At 68.6% G+C, this 13,899-nt stretch carries 13 protein-coding genes and 3 pseudogenes; 11 read left to right on the top strand and 5 right to left on the bottom strand.

Features of this window, described 5'->3' with window-relative positions; translation table 11 throughout:
- Positions 1–197 precede the first annotated feature (197 nt).
- Entirely contained in the window at positions 198–2,462 is a 2,265-nt protein-coding gene (locus ACGFWI_RS07800) for a PQQ-binding-like beta-propeller repeat protein (RefSeq protein ID WP_393905024.1), read from the top strand.
- 261 nt (positions 2,463–2,723) lie between these two features.
- On the opposite strand, the gene ACGFWI_RS07795 is transcribed toward ACGFWI_RS07800, so the two are convergent.
- A complete protein-coding gene (locus ACGFWI_RS07795; protein ID WP_393905023.1) occupies positions 2,724–3,593 on the bottom strand; it encodes a recombinase family protein in 870 nt (289 codons plus the stop codon).
- Positions 3,594–3,775: 182 nt separating this feature from the next.
- Positions 3,776–4,618, bottom strand: coding sequence for a helix-turn-helix transcriptional regulator (locus ACGFWI_RS07790; RefSeq protein ID WP_393905022.1), 843 nt, complete (start codon positions 4,616–4,618; stop codon positions 3,776–3,778).
- A gap of 107 nt (positions 4,619–4,725) precedes the next feature.
- Between ACGFWI_RS07790 and ACGFWI_RS07785 the strand changes: the two are divergent.
- The 4 genes and pseudogenes from ACGFWI_RS07785 to ACGFWI_RS07770 all read left to right on the top strand — a co-directional run.
- Positions 4,726–4,818 (top strand): annotated as a pseudogene (locus tag ACGFWI_RS07785) (Atu4866 domain-containing protein); the annotation flags it as partial.
- 113 nt (positions 4,819–4,931) lie between these two features.
- Entirely contained in the window at positions 4,932–5,690 is a 759-nt protein-coding gene (locus ACGFWI_RS07780) for an SDR family NAD(P)-dependent oxidoreductase (RefSeq protein WP_393905021.1), read from the top strand.
- A 148-nt stretch (positions 5,691–5,838) separates the two neighbouring features.
- On the top strand, positions 5,839–6,615 hold the full coding sequence (locus ACGFWI_RS07775; protein ID WP_393905020.1) for an SDR family NAD(P)-dependent oxidoreductase: 777 nt from the start codon (positions 5,839–5,841) through the stop codon (positions 6,613–6,615).
- Between the two features lie 88 nt (positions 6,616–6,703).
- A pseudogene (locus tag ACGFWI_RS07770) lies at positions 6,704–6,802 on the top strand (HAD hydrolase-like protein); the annotation flags it as partial.
- Here the strand turns inward: ACGFWI_RS07770 and ACGFWI_RS07765 are convergent.
- Together ACGFWI_RS07765 and ACGFWI_RS07760 are read right to left on the bottom strand one after the other, a co-directional pair.
- Positions 6,788–6,901 (bottom strand): annotated as a pseudogene (locus ACGFWI_RS07765) (flavin reductase family protein); the annotation flags it as partial. The pseudogenes ACGFWI_RS07770 and ACGFWI_RS07765 overlap by 15 nt on opposite strands.
- A 463-nt stretch (positions 6,902–7,364) precedes the next feature.
- Positions 7,365–8,642: a transcriptional regulator gene (locus tag ACGFWI_RS07760; RefSeq protein WP_393905019.1), complete on the bottom strand. Its 1,278-nt coding sequence runs from the start codon at positions 8,640–8,642 to the stop codon at positions 7,365–7,367.
- 211 nt (positions 8,643–8,853) lie between these two features.
- On the opposite strand from ACGFWI_RS07760, the gene ACGFWI_RS07755 reads away from it, so the two are divergent.
- The 6 genes from ACGFWI_RS07755 (at position 8,854) to ACGFWI_RS07730 (ending at position 13,416) form a co-directional block, all read left to right on the top strand.
- Complete coding sequence (locus ACGFWI_RS07755; RefSeq protein WP_393905018.1) at positions 8,854–9,468, top strand: ATP-binding protein; 615 nt, start codon at positions 8,854–8,856, stop codon at positions 9,466–9,468.
- Positions 9,469–9,470: 2 nt separating this feature from the next.
- Entirely contained in the window at positions 9,471–9,584 is a 114-nt protein-coding gene (locus ACGFWI_RS07750) for an albusnodin family lasso peptide (RefSeq protein WP_393905235.1), read from the top strand.
- A gap of 68 nt (positions 9,585–9,652) precedes the next feature.
- Complete coding sequence (locus ACGFWI_RS07745; RefSeq protein WP_393905234.1) at positions 9,653–11,473, top strand: albusnodin/ikarugamycin family macrolactam cyclase; 1,821 nt, start codon at positions 9,653–9,655, stop codon at positions 11,471–11,473.
- The gene (locus ACGFWI_RS07740) at positions 11,466–12,194 is read left to right on the top strand and encodes a lasso peptide biosynthesis B2 protein (protein WP_393905017.1); all 729 of its coding nucleotides are present in this window, start codon (positions 11,466–11,468) and stop codon (positions 12,192–12,194) included. The genes ACGFWI_RS07745 and ACGFWI_RS07740 overlap by 8 nt, the downstream gene beginning before the upstream one ends.
- A 13-nt stretch (positions 12,195–12,207) precedes the next feature.
- Positions 12,208–12,756: a GNAT family N-acetyltransferase gene (locus tag ACGFWI_RS07735; RefSeq protein ID WP_393905233.1), complete on the top strand. Its 549-nt coding sequence runs from the start codon at positions 12,208–12,210 to the stop codon at positions 12,754–12,756.
- Between the two features lie 63 nt (positions 12,757–12,819).
- Entirely contained in the window at positions 12,820–13,416 is a 597-nt protein-coding gene (locus tag ACGFWI_RS07730) for a Tn3 family transposase (RefSeq protein WP_393905232.1), read from the top strand.
- Positions 13,417–13,515: 99 nt separating this feature from the next.
- On the opposite strand, the gene ACGFWI_RS07725 is transcribed toward ACGFWI_RS07730, so the two are convergent.
- Complete coding sequence (locus ACGFWI_RS07725) at positions 13,516–13,746, bottom strand: tautomerase family protein (protein WP_393905016.1); 231 nt, start codon at positions 13,744–13,746, stop codon at positions 13,516–13,518.
- Positions 13,747–13,899: the final 153 nt, after the last annotated feature.

The raw sequence follows: 13,899 nt of genomic DNA, 5'->3' as shown, positions 1-13,899 counted from the left end.
CACGGTGTTGCAGCAAGCTCTGGAATCCGCCCTCCTCTTGGCGAGGCTTCGTCGCGTGCGACACGGGAGCGGCAGCCCTGAGGTCCTGTTCGCCACCCACTCTGCTCTGCTGTACTGCCCTGCGGCTAACTTGTGTGCAGGAGAGATACGCAGGCCCGTGGTGGCAGAGGTGCACGAGGGACAGGAGGTCGGGAAGAGTGTCGCTGCGCGCAGGTGATCCAGCCGAAATCGGCGGTTATCCGCTTGAGGCGCGACTCGGCTCGGGTGGCATGGGCACGGTCTTTCTGGCCCGTACGAGTTCGGGTCGTCCTGTCGCGATCAAACTGATCCACCCGCAGTTCGCGGCGGACGACGAGTTCCGCATTCGCTTCCGGCAGGAGGTGGCGGCGGCAAGGCGAGTGAGCGGCGCGTTCACCGCCGCCGTGGTCGACGCTGCCCCTGAGGCCGAGCAGCCGTGGATGGCGACGACCTACATCCAGGGGGACACGCTCGCCCGGCGCATCGCCACGAAGGGCCCGCTGAGCGGAGCGGAGCTGCGAAGGCTCGCCATCGGGCTGGCGGAGGCGCTGCGGGACATCCACCGGGTGGGGGTCATCCACCGTGACCTGAAGCCCTCGAACGTCGTGCTCTCGCCCGAGGGCCCACGCGTCATCGACTTCGGCATTTCGCGCGCCGTGGACCAGCAGACGCTGACGATTACAGGGCGGGTCATCGGTACGCCGCCCTTCATGTCGCCGGAGCAGTTGCAGGCGCCGCGCGATGTGGGGCCGCGGTCCGATGTCTTCTCGCTGGGGACGCTGCTGGCGTACGCAGCGACGGGCCACGGGCCCTTCGACGCGGACAGCCCATACATAGCTGCGTATCAGGTGGTGCACGAGGAGCCGTCGCTGGAAGATGTGCCGATGGCCTTGCGCACGGTCGCCGAGTCATGCCTGGCCAAGGAGTCCAACGGGCGCCCCTCGGCGGACGAACTCCTCGTACTGCTTCGGGACCTGCCGACCGACCTCGGCCAGATCGACGCGAGGGAAGTTGGCGCGGCCCGCACCCGCGACATGGTCACCGAGCATCACTTCGCGACGCCGGCCACCCCGACGCCGGCCACCCCGACGCCGGCAGCCCCGACCACCACCCCGGCCGGTCCCGATACAGGGAGCGCCGACGCCTCCATCGGCCGCCGATTGCGTCCCCGATGGCGTCCCGTGTTCACGGCCGCGGTCGCGGTCACGGTGGCAACGATCGGTGGAGGAGTCGCCGCACTGACGGCGGGCGGCTTCGGGGGGAACAGCGGCGGCGACAAGGGCAACAGCCTTGCAGTGCCGGGTGCCGCACTTCCGGACGGCTTCGAGCCGTGGCACAAGGCCGTGCCCGGCGGTCGCCCGGACATCCCCGACGAACTGCGTTGCGTCGTGCGCGGCGACGCGCTGTTCTGCGGGGGCGGCAGTGTTGTCGCGACCCGTATCAGGGCCAGGGACGGCTCGCGGGTGTGGACGGCGAAGAGCCCCGGCGTCCCCGTCAACGGCATGCACCTGGTGGGCGCCACCGACGACACGGTGCTCGGTTACCGCTTCGCCGCCCAGGACGCCCCGCAGGACCCTCCGAGCGAGGTGGTGGCCATCGACGCGAACAACGGACGGGAGCTGTGGTCCGTGCCGTCCGGCGCCCAGTCGACGGCCGTCACGGGTCGGACTCAGGACGCCATTGTCATCGGTTCCGACGTCGTGACGGTCGACGCTTCCAACTCCCGCTTCGAGGCCCGCAACGCGCACAGCGGTCAGGTCACATGGACGTCGCCATTCCCAGCGGGTACGCAGTGCGCTCCCGTCCCGGTAGGGCCACAGCTCGTCGCGATGTGCGCGAAGGATGCGGAGGTGGATGCCTTGGCAGTGCGCCACCCCACCCTGTACCCGGTCGACCGCGCCTCGGGGACACTGGGCAAGCCCATCGCGGTCAACGGCCCCGCCGTGCCGATGGGCGTCGCCAACGGCAGGCTCGTACTCCTGCAAGTACACAGGAAGGGAACGGAGCTGGCCGGCTACAACGGGGTGGCGCAGGTCGACCCGGCCTCGCGGAAGGTCACGTACTCCCGACTGGCCAAGACATACGCGGGGACGCCCGGCATGGCGGACAGCACCGTATACGTGAGCGGGCAGACCGGCCTCGTCACAGCACTCGACCCCGCGACCGGCCGGAAGAAGTGGTCGCGGCAAACCGGCGTGGAGGGCGCGTCGGGTCCTGGTGCGGGAGCGGACGCACTGTATTTCAGCTCGGCCACCGGCCGGGTGGTCGCGCTGTCGCCGGACGATGGCAAAATCCTGTGGACAACAGATCCGCAGGTCGATGGTTTGACGGGCCAGCAGGGCGCAAGCCCACGTGTGACTCTTGCAGGGCGTGCGGTGATCGTGGCCGCGGCCAAGAACACTCTCTTCGCTTTCGACGCGCAGAAGCCGCCGAAGTCGGGCTGACCCGGTAGCTGGACGGCGGCTGCAACATTGCCAGGGAGTGCCGCGAGAAGCTCCGCCGCTGGCGCCACATACCAAGATCCGGGCCAGGTGCGGGCCAACCGGGCTTCGCATCGGGCATTTCCATCCGTCGCTGCAGGTCAGACTGATCGACGACAGCCGCTTCGTCGCGCTGGCCGTGGGCACTATCGCCAAGGGCAGCCCGACGGTGCATGTCGGCCCCGGTGTCCTAGCTCGGACCCCAGCCGCAAACTAGCCAGGGGATCACGCGCCCGCCGCCGTGGCGGCCTGTTCGTCGTGTTCCTGCAACATCCGCATGACGGTGGCGGCCGAGGGGTGCTGGCCCTTCTTCGCGCCCGTGGTGATGACGAGCCGCTTGGCGATGTCGCGCAGGCTCATCCTCTTGTCGCGTAGGTGAAGGGCCATGGACAGCATGGACTCGTCGGTGACGCCCGCGCCGCCGATAGTCTTGCCACGCTTGCGGGCGGACTCGTGGCCTTCGAGGGTGCGGTCGCGGATGTACTCGCGCTCCATGCCGGACATCGCGGCGAGCACCGTGAACACGATCCCGGAGGGGTCGTGCGAGCCCTTGAGCTCCCCGGTGAGGAACTCCAGGCCGACGTCGCTCGCCTTCAGCTCCTCGGCGAGCATGGCGAGTTCGATGCCGCGGCCGAGTCGTTTGTGTTCGTGGACGACGAGGGTGACGGCGACGCCGGAGGAACGGATCTCCCCGGCGAGCTTCACGGCGGCCTCCAGCCCGGGGCGCAAGGTGGCGCGAGTGGAGATCTTCTCCGAGAAGACCCGCGTCACCCCGGCCTCGGCGAGGGAGTCGAGCTGTGCGTCGAGGGACTGCCGGGCGGTCGAGGCGCGGGCGTATCCGAGTCGGACGTGCCCGACCGGCTCGGCGCCGGCGCTCACCGGCCGGGGCAGCTCGGTCCAAACCGACCCCGGCTTGCGTACGGCGGGGGTCGGCACAGTGAGCACTTTGGCGAGTTGGGGCACGAGGCGGAAGCGGGCGGTGTGGTACTGGATGGCCACTTTGCCCTTGCCGGTCCGGCATGGGGAGCCCGCCGGGGCGGCGCAGGTGGACATCGGACAGTCGTGCGATTCCACGCGCTTGAAGTCGTTGCTCACGACCACGGATCATTTCATGAGGGTGTTTCAGGCATCCAGCTGTTTGCAACAACTCATGAAACATGATCGTCGCAGGTGGACCGCCGGGTGATCGCCCGTTTCACGAGCCACCCCTTTGAAACACGCGGGGGCGAAATCGACCGGGCACTATTGCCGCCCTATCTCCATGCTCCGTCAGCTGATCAGCGGTGAGACCGAGGGGCGGGCCGGCGGCGGGTGGCATGGATGGAACCGAGCAGATTGAGGGACTGGGCACTGGGGCTGCCTGGTTCGGCGTGGTAGATGACGAGCTGCTGGCCGGGGGCGTCGCGTACGTCAAAAGCCTGGTAGGTGAGGGGGCCGACATCCGGGTGGAGGAAGTGTTTGGCGTCCTGGGTCTTGCCACGCACGGTGTGGGCGTTCCAGAGACGGTTGAAGTCCGCGTTGTCCTCGGTGAGGGTGCGGACGAGTTCGCGCAGCCGTGGGTTGTCCGGGTCGAATCCGGTTGCCTCGCGGAGGTTGGCGACGGTGGCCTGTGCTGCCCGGTCCCAGTCCATGTAGAAGTTGCGGCCTGCGGGGTCAAGGAAGGTCATGCAGGCCAAGCTGTCCGCCGGATCGAACGGGGCGTAGAGGGCATCGGCCTGGGCGTTGGCGGCGAGGAGGTCCAGGGTCCGGTTCATGACGAACGCTGGAGTGTTCGGGTAGCCGTCCATCAGCTGTCGCAGCGCTGGGCTCACCTGCTCGGTGGCATGGGCGGAGGGCCGGTCGTTCGGCGTGGCCCCGGCCAGCCGGTACAAGTGCACGCGGGCGTCCGTGTCGAGGTGCAGTGCGCGGCTGAGTGCGTCGATCACCTGGGGTGAGGGGTTGCGCTCGCGGCCTTGTTCCAGGCGGGTGTAGTAGTCGGCGTTGACTCCGGCCAGGACGGCGACCTCCTCGCGGCGCAGTCCGGTGACTCTGCGGGGCCCGTAACTCGCCATGCCGACGGCCTCCGGCCGCAGGTCGGCGCGGCATGCGCGCAGGAAGTCTCCCAGGTGGTTGTCGTCCATGTGTTCATGGCTAGGCGAGGGCTCGGTGCGCTGCCTGGGTGTGCCATGCCCAGGCAGCACGCGTCCTAGTTGATGGCCGGTGACCTGCCCAGACTCGGTGGAGCGGTGACGACACCGGCTTTACCTCCACGGGCGACATCCGGGACGGAGTGCTCTATCACGAGCACCTCGTGCTCTACCGGGAGCAGAAGCAGCCGTAGAGAGGTCCGGGCCCGTGACCGCCCTGGTGTCGGGGGGCGACTCCGCCGTCGGCGGACCAGGGAGTCCCGACACAACAGTCAGTCAACACCAACGAGAATCAAGGACCACATCCATGACAGGACAACGACTTGACGGCAAGGTCGCGCTGATCACGGGCGCGACTGGCGGCCTCGGCGCAGCGACCGCCGAGCTCTTCGCCAGCGAAGGCGCCCGACTGGTGATCACCGATATCGCCGAAGGCTCCCTGCGGGAGCTGTCCCACCGGATCGAGGCACGCGGTGCGGAGGTCGTCGCTGCCCGCCTCGATGTCTCCTCCGCGCGGGAGTGGGACGAAGTGATCACCGTCGTACGCGACCGGTTCGGAACGCTGGACGTGCTCGTGAACCTCGCCGGCATCCTGGACTGGCCAGGTATCGAGGACACGCGGGAAGAGGCGTGGGACCGAGTCATTGACGTGAACCAGAAAGGCACATGGCTCGGCATGAAGGCGGCGATGCCGCTCCTGCGTGCGAGCGGCAACGCGTCGGTGATCAATACGTCGTCAGTACTCGGCCTGGTGGGAAGCGGTGCGGCTGCGGCCTACCAGGCGTCCAAGGGGGCCGTGCGCCTGTTGAGCAAGACCGCCGCGGTCGAGTACGCCCGGCAGGGAGTACGGATCAACTCGGTGCATCCTGGGGTGATCGCCACGCCGATGATCCAGGACCTCCTGGACGACCAAGGCGACCAGCAGCCGGACATCCAACGCACCCCCATGCTCCGAGCTGGCCGCGCCGACGAGGTCGCCCCCGCGATCCTCTTCCTGGCCTGCGACGACTCCTCGTTCGTCACCGGCGCGGAGCTGGTGGTCGACGGCGGGCTCACCGCGCACTGAACACCCCAGCCGTACGACGTCCGCGTGGGCCTGCCGTGAACGCGTCAACGGCGCGCCCACCCGGTCCGCGCACCGCACCACTGCACAGCACTTCAGGTGCCCTGCACCGGCGCCTGCACTCACACTCACCTTCTCCAGGGACCGCACCATGACACCTGCAACCGCATCCGCCGCAACATCCGAATCCACCGAGTTCGCTGGGAAGATCGCCCTCGTCACTGGAGCCGCGCGAGGGGTGGGCCGGGAGACCGTGGCGCTCCTCCACGCCCGCGGCGCCCGGGTCGTCGCCCTCGACCTCCGCCCCGACGTCACGAACCTGGCGGAGGAGTTTCCCGGCGTCGTCACGACAAACGGTGACACCACCCAGGAGGAGACCGCCCACCGCGCGGTGGCAACGGCCCTGGACGCCTTCGGCGGACTGGACATCCTCGTGAACAATGCCGGGCGCACCCAGAACAAGCCCGTCACCGAAACCACGGCCGAGGACTGGGACACCGTGATGGCGGTCAACGCCCGCGGCTCCTTCTTCTGCGCCCGCGAGGCATTCCGGGCCATTAAGAGGCGCGGCGGCGGCGCCATCGTCAGCACCGGCTCGTACGCCTCCACCGTCGCCCTGCCCGAAGGCGCCGCCTACAGTGCGTCGAAGGGCGCTCTGGCCCAACTGACCAAGGTGCTCGCCGTCGAGGGCGGCCCGCTGGGCATCCGCGCCAACCTCGTGGCCGCGGGCGTCATCGAGACGGACTTCCTCGACACGATCCGCCCCGACAGCCGCGCCTACCTGGCGTCCTTCGCCGCCGCGCAGCCACTGGGACGTGTGGCGCAGCCCGAGGAGATCGCCGAGGTCCTGTGCTTCCTCGTCTCGCCCCGCTCCAGTTTCGTCACGGGAGCCGTGGTCGCCGCTGACGGCGGTTTCACCGCGATCTAGCGACGCATCAGACAGCACATACCTGGCGACCACGGCCCGCAGGCCCTGGTCGTCGGCACTTCCACCGGATGATGTAACCGGGAGCAAGCACCATGCGCAGGTCTACGTCGGCGACCACATCGGTGACGTCGTCGGGGCGCACACCGCGGGCGCGCTGTCCGTCGCGGTCGCCACCGGCCGGTGCGATGGTCGACACCCAGGCGATCGGCCGCGGCACCACGGTGGCGGTCAGCAGCTTGTAGAACTCGTTGCGGGACATAGCAGCGGGATCAAAGTCAGTGCGCATGGTGATCAGTATCCAGGAGGTGGCCGCGGACCCTGCAGCGGATCCACGGCACCACCAAACCCCTGAGTTCGTCGGAAAGTGCCCGGTATCGGAGCCACCGAGCGCCAGGAGCCGACACCGTGCCATCAGCAGCCCCCACCGTCTGGGAGGACTTCGAGGTCCCCGCCTATGCCCGCAGCGGACAGGTCACCCTCAACCTCCACGATCACCTTGCGGCATACGCCCCCAAACGCCCTGGCGCCTATCTGCGCATCTCCTCCGACCGCCTCGGCCTGGAAGCCGGTGTCGACCGCCAGCTCGAAGATTTCTGTCCTCAGCCACACCTCTTACAACCCCTGGCGGTCACCTGCACTCCTTCGGCGGAGAAGTCGCCGGCGAGGACGCCATTCGCGACATGGTGCGCCGCAATGCCGGCCATGTCACCGCGCTGCTCGGATCCCTCCCACAACACGGCCGAGCCCGTTCAACTGGCAAGCGCTTCACCAAATCTGCTGTGGGCACTGCCCACGAGCGACTGGTGCAGGGCGTCGGCGCGGGATCGGATCAGCCCGTCTCGGTACGCCGGGGGGAGCCGTTGCCAGACGCCAGCGGCCGCATCTGCCGCTGCGGGATGATCCCCGTCGACCTTCAGGCAGGTTGCGGCGTCCATGGCCAGCAGTGCGCGGGTCATGACGGATGGCGATCGGGTGAGGAAGAGCGCCGCTTCCTGTTCGGCGTGCGCTTCGCGGGTCCGTCCCATCAAGGTGAATGCTTGGGAGAGATGGACGTGGTGCTTCTGGAGGGGGTAGCCGAACCAGGTGTCGGCGCCTTGGGCTGCGTCCAAGCGCTCGGCGATGGAGCGGGCGTCGGCGACCGCGCGCAGGGCGCCCTTGTGGTCTCCTGTGGAAGCGAGGGCTCGCGCGGTAACCGCAGCTGCCAGCGCGGCTGCGGCTGTTGGGGTCCGTCCGGCCTCGGCGCGGGCGCGGATGGCGAGTTCAGCGGCAGCGTTCGGGGCGCCGTAGTTGAGCGGAACCATCGCGTGCCGGGCCAGGCTCCAGGCCAGCATGTGCCGATCGCCTGACTCGCGTGCGGCCTTCTCGGCGGTGGCGAACCAGCCGAGCGAGTCTCGCTGGTCACCGCGGTCGTGCTGGATGATCGCCACCAGGCCGGTGATCCCCGCCGCCGTGCGGGCGAGATCTGCACGGTCAGACGCCCGGTGTGGACGGCTGAGCACGTCCCGCAGGAGGTCGAGGTCGTTCTTCATCTGGGCGAGGACGGTGCCCGGAGGGCGGCCACGGTAGCCGCCTCGGTGCCGCTCGAACGCCCCTTGCAGATAGTCGAGATCGCCATTGCCGGCATCGGAGAGGCCAGCGTTGATGCCCTGTCGCGCCTCCGCGATACCGGGCAGGGCGACTGCTCCTGTCGCTCCCGCCGCCACGCCGAGAAACTGCCGTCGTTTCACCGCCGTACCCTCCTCTCCCTCGACACCGGCTCGGCGCTGCGCCCTGCGGCAGCGCCTGCTCACCGCCACCGCACGAACAATCTCTTCCACAGAGCGCCCGTAGACCTCTGCCAGCAGTTCGTGCCAGATCGGTGTCGGCAGACGGCGCTCGGTCTCCCAGCGCTTCAGGTTCTCCGGGTCGAACCACTTTCCACCCTGGGCTTCTTGTAATGCCAGAGCCTGCTCATCGCGTGTGAGCCCGGCGGATTCCCGGATCCCTCTCAGCACGGCGCCGATGCCGTCTGGTGCCATCATGCCCATCCCCCAAGCGTCTGAAAGTCCCGAGCCCATTCCTGGCCCCCCAACCTGGCCCCCCGCCCGAAATCGCACCCCTCGCTGGCACCGGACCGGTCTGCCACAAGCGAGTTGACTGAGCTTCAGCCAAGCAGGCGGACAGAAGAGGTTCAATCCCCCGTCTCCCGGCTTCCTGCTCCTCAAGCCCCGGTCCGAAGTGCGTCGAAGGGTCCTTGCCATGCGCGTGTACAGCCAAAGCTTCTTTCTGGTCCGCGACCCGACCTCGGTGCCACTCAGCCGTCGCCGTCTCTACGACTTGGCCGAGAAATGGGGGCTGCGCCTCAACGAAGCCTCCGACACAGCACTGACCACCGTCATCTCCGAACTGGTCACCAACGCGGTGCGGCACGGCACCGGCGCGATGCTCACCATCGGGGTGCGCGCCAATCTCAGCCGGCGACGGGTCCTGGTCGAGGTCTACGACGGCTCGCGCATTCTTCCCGTGCCGCGCTACGCGGCGCCCGAGGACGAGGCCGGGCGCGGTATGGCACTCATCGGCCGTCTGTCTGTCTGCCATGGGGCCGAACGGACCGCGTGCGGCAAGTGCGTCTGGGCAGAGATCGCTCTGCCCACACAGCGGCTCACGCGCCGCCAGCTCCTTCTTCGCCCCGGGCGGGCCGCCCGAGCCGTCGCCCGTCGCCTGACATCAGTCCCGTCAGGACCTCGCGCTCATCGCGGGCGCCACTCCAGTCCCCGGCCCCCTTCGACACCCGATCCCGTCGACAAGGCCGGACAGCAACACACACCGCGCATTTCACGCAGAGAAGGAGAGTCTCCATGCCCGACCAGCTGAACATGCCTCCAGCCGAAGAGAACGATCTGGTGCCCATCGAGATCGGTGACGCGGCCGAGCTCACCGAGGGACAGGGCGGCGGCACTAGCGAGGACAAGCGTCGCGCCTACAACTGACCGACAAGTGCGGTGCGGCTCCAACTGGGGCCGCACCGCACCTGTGCCCCAACTCCCTGGAGGAATTGGTGATCTTCGGAGGCTTCAGCGATCCGCACAAACCCCAGCCCTGGCCGGCGGGAGCGATGCCCGTCACAGCACGGTCAGCAACGTGGCGGCTGGGTGGCGGCGCTGCTCGATCGGTATCGAACGACAGCGGTCGACGGCGAGTCCTCATCCTGGGGCTTTGCGGTGCCACTAGCTTCGAAATGCAGTGCCTGGCAGGCAGCAAGCTGCCGGACGATATCGGGTGGCGTTGGCCCGGCTCCTACACGGTCGTGGAAGAAGCCGAGGATGCTGTGACCGTGTACTCCGACCCTGCCTCTGCCAGCCCCGTCTACCTAGCCGCCTACAAAGGTGAATGGGCGTGGTGCACCTCTGCTCGGACACTGGCATCCCTCATCGGGGCCCCTGTAGACACCCAACGGCTGGCGTGCTCCGTCTTTCTGCCCTCGGCCCCCGTGTTGGCGGGCTCACGGACCTTCTTCACTGGCGTTGAGCAGCTGCCGCCCGGCAGCCGAATCGAGCTGCCCGCCGACGGCAGCAGCCCCAGGTGTACGACCTTGTGGCAGCCTGACGCCGACTCTGCCGAATCGCCCGCTCAGCGTCTGCGCAGTGCCCTGACAGGCACCGTCGCACTACGGGTAGCAGCTGATCCAGCCCTGTCGTGTGACCTGTCTGGAGGGCTGGACTCGACATCCGTCGCAGTTCTGGCAGCGCACGCGATACCCCCCTCCAGGCAGCTCAACGCCGTCACCGTCCATCCCGAGGGCGACACGTCCGGTGCGGATCTGCACTACGCGTGTCTGACCGCCGATGCACATGAAGGCCACATCACCCACCACCTGCTGCCAATGGCAGCGGAACACCTGCCGTACACCCGCATCACCGCTGTGACAGCCACCGATGAACCAGCACCCTCCACCCTGACGCAGGCCCGTCTGACCGGCCAGCTCCGATGGATGCGATCGGAGCTGGCCAGTCATACGCATCTGACCGGCGACGGCGGCGACAGCGTCCTGTTCCAGCCGCCCCTTCACCTCGCCGACCTGATACGCCACCGCCACTGGAAGCGGGCAGCCAGCGAGGCGTTCGGCTGGGCCCGCCTGCGACATAGCAAGGTCCTTCCGCTCCTCTCCGATGCCACGAAGGCCGCCAGGACCAGCCGCCGCCAAGCTCTCACCAACCTCGCCCGCACCGTCGGCACGCCTGGCCGAAACGATCAAGGGTCCGTCCGCTGGTTCCCCCTTCTGCCGTTCCCCGCCTGGGCCGAACCGACAGCCCGCCGTCTCCTGGTCCAGGCAGCACGCGAACCCATCGCGGCACCGGACAAGCTGCCGGGCCTGGACGGCTCCGTACGAGTCCTGGTGGACGAGATCCGCGAGGTCGCCCGCACGGCAGCGGCCGACGCCGATCTGGCCGCCTCCTGCGGTATCGACTTGCACAACCCGTTCCTCGACGCCGCGGTGATGGACACCGTGCTGAGAACACCCATCGGCCAGCGCCCACCGCTCCACGCCTACAAGCCACAGCTGAGCCAGGCCATGGCAGGACTGCTCCCGCCCGCCGTAGCAGCCCGCACCACCAAGGGCAGCTTCGACGCGGACCACTACGCGGGCCTGCGCGCCAACTTGCCCGACCTCCTCGCCCTCACCGACGGCCACCTGACCGGCCTCGGACTGATCAACCCAACCTCGCTGGGCCGCGCCCTGTGCGGAGCTGCCGCAGGCATCCCGTCGCCGCTGGCGACCCTCGAACAAGCCCTGGCCGCCGAAGCTTGGCTGGTCGCCCATCACCGCGACCCCGCACCTGCCTGGACGAGCGAGTACGCCAGGAGCACACATGACTGAGCCGCCCCGCTTCGCCACCGCCCCAGCCCATGTCCGAGCCCTCGATTTCGGGCACGTCGCGGTCCTCGTCAACTACCGCAATGGCCATGTCCAATGCCTGCTGCCCGCCGCAGCGACACTCTGGCGCGATGCAGCAGCGACCGGCCACCTGGACCTCATCCCGTCCGTACTCGCCACACGGCTTCTCGCCACCGGCCTCCTGACCAGGACGGCCACACCAATCCCATGGCCGGCGCCGCTGACCGCGAAGACCGCCACCGCGAGCTGGGGCAGCGCAGAACTCCCTGCCGGTGCCCTCCGGCCCGCTCCCACCCGCACCACCACTGCCGCTGCAGCCGCTCTGGCCACGGTCCTCGTCATCAAACGACTCGGCAGCCCGAGCGCCACGATGCACCGCCTCACCACTGCGCTGAGGAGCGCGGTGTCAACATGCCGTCAACCCGCCACCCACGACCAGGCACAGGCCGCCGTACTCGCCGTCCGCCGCGCCGGCTGGTACTCACCAGCCAGAACCGCCTGCCTGGAGGAATCCGCCGCCGCCGTGCTCCTGCTCGCAACCCGGCGCCTGTCCGCCACCTGGTGCCACGGCCTCGCGCCAGACCCCGTCCGGCTCCATGCCTGGGTACAGACTGACAACGGAGCCCCGGCCGCCGAGCCCTCCTCGACGCTCGCCTACACCGCCGCCCTCACCATTGGAGCCCGCCATCAGCACCAGCTCTGACCCGATCCTGTGGATCGGCACCGACACCTGCGCTCTCGGCCCCTACCGCGCCGACCTGGTCGAGACATATTGGCGCTGGGAACAGGACCCCACCCTCCTCGTCGGCTACGGCCGTCAGGCACCCGAGTCCCTCGAAGCACGCACCGAAGGCATGGCCCACCAACTCCGGGGCGAGAACATCCGCTTCACCATCTACCGTCTCGACTCCGGTGAGCCCGTACCCGCCGGAGTCGCCACCCTCCTGCCCGACCACGCAGTCCGCACCGCCGAATACATCATCATGCTCGCCCCCGAAGCCCGCGGACGCGGACTCGGCACCCAGGCCACCCGCCTGACCCTCGACTACGCCTTCCACATCACCAACCTGCGCATGGTCTGGCTCAAGGTCCTCGCCCCGAACACAGCAGGCATCCGTGCGTACGAGAAGGCGGGCTTCCGTACGGTCGGCGCCCTCCGTGAAGCCGGGTACTGGCTCGGGCAGACGTGCGACGAAGTCATCATGGACGCCGTCGCTGGAGAGTTCGAAGGCCCTTCGGTTGTTAAATCCCGACTAACTAGCTAGTGAGGCGCTAGTTGCACTGTCCCGGCGCATTGGCGGCTCGGCGCCCGACAGCCGGTCAGCACGATCCGATGGGAGCTGATCGAGCAGCAGTACGACCAAATGGTCAAGTACGCCACCGCGCTGCGGCTCGGCACGGCGGAGGCCGAGCAGGTCCTGCGGCGCTTCACCCGCGGCGGCCCCCACCCCACCTACCAGGCCCTCGAAGAACTCGGGCGTGCGGTGCGCACGGTCTTCGCGTGCGACTACCTGGCCAGCCCCGGCCTGCGCCGTGAGATCCACGGCGGGCTCCAGGTCGTGGAGAACTGGAACAGCGCCAACACCGTGCTGCACTACGGCAAGGACGGCGCCCTGACCGGGCCGGACAAGGAGCACGCCGAGACGTCGATGCTCGCGCTTCATCTGCTCCAGTCCGCGCTCGTGCATGTACACACGCTGCTGGTGCAGCAGGTCCTGGCCAAGCCGGCCTGGGCGAAGAATCTGAGCGACGAGAACCGCGGCCTGACCGCGCTGTTCTGGTCCAACGTCAACCCGTACGGCACCTTCCGCCTGGACATGGGCAAGCGCCTCGACCTGGGGCTGACCGCTGCCGTGCCCCGTCCCCGCACTCCAGTGGACACCGCCGACCGACGAGTACGGGGACACAATGAAGGGCTTCGCTGATCTGACCGACCCCCGGATGAACGAGACCGTGTGGCGGACGCGCGACCCGGCGGCCCTCGGTTTCAAGGTGCTGTCTTGGCCGAATGACGGCCGGTGCGGTCAGGCGCCGCTGGTGTCGGTCGGTGTCGCCTCGCCGAGCATGGCGAGGGTCAGCACGTTGCCGGAGATGCCCCAGCCGCCGTCGGCGACCTCTTCGACCAGAACCATGGTGGTGTTGCGGGCGCGCTCGCCGTAGATCTCGACATACAGCTCGGTGGTGCGGGTGACGATCTCCTCCTTCTGCTTCGGGGTGAGGGTCTTCTCGGGGACCTTGAAGTTCGCGAAAGGCATGGCTGGTTGTACCTTCTCTCAGTGGGGCGTTACAGGGAGGTGCCTGCGGTGAGCAGGCTGTCCAGGGGGGTCGGGCCGCGGCCTTGCCCGTTGCCCTGCTGCGTCCTCCACGATCGGCTGGTCCCCCATCCCTAGCCAGGGCTGCGTTTACCC

It is taken from the genome of Streptomyces sp. NPDC048434 (assembly GCF_043200375.1).
Classification (GTDB): Bacteria; Actinomycetota; Actinomycetes; order Streptomycetales; family Streptomycetaceae; genus Streptomyces.
Note: the sequence above shows the minus strand (reverse complement) of the source record. Positions and strands in the feature narration are given on the sequence as shown.

Bases quoted from the DNA above. Each gene is read 5' to 3' on its own strand.
- ACGFWI_RS07775 (WP_393905020.1), top strand. From the start codon at position 5,839: ATGACACCTGCAACCGCATCCGCCGCAACATCCGAATCCACCGAGTTC.
- ACGFWI_RS07760 (WP_393905019.1), bottom strand. From the start codon at position 8,642: ATGGGCATGATGGCACCAGACGGCATCGGCGCCGTGCTGAGAGGGATC.
- ACGFWI_RS07725 (WP_393905016.1), bottom strand. From the start codon at position 13,746: ATGCCTTTCGCGAACTTCAAGGTCCCCGAGAAGACCCTCACCCCGAAG.
- ACGFWI_RS07755 (WP_393905018.1), top strand. From the start codon at position 8,854: ATGCGCGTGTACAGCCAAAGCTTCTTTCTGGTCCGCGACCCGACCTCG.
- ACGFWI_RS07740 (WP_393905017.1), top strand. From the start codon at position 11,466: ATGACTGAGCCGCCCCGCTTCGCCACCGCCCCAGCCCATGTCCGAGCC.
- ACGFWI_RS07780 (WP_393905021.1), top strand. From the start codon at position 4,932: ATGACAGGACAACGACTTGACGGCAAGGTCGCGCTGATCACGGGCGCG.
- ACGFWI_RS07750 (WP_393905235.1), top strand. From the start codon at position 9,471: ATGCCTCCAGCCGAAGAGAACGATCTGGTGCCCATCGAGATCGGTGAC.
- ACGFWI_RS07790 (WP_393905022.1), bottom strand. From the start codon at position 4,618: ATGGACGACAACCACCTGGGAGACTTCCTGCGCGCATGCCGCGCCGAC.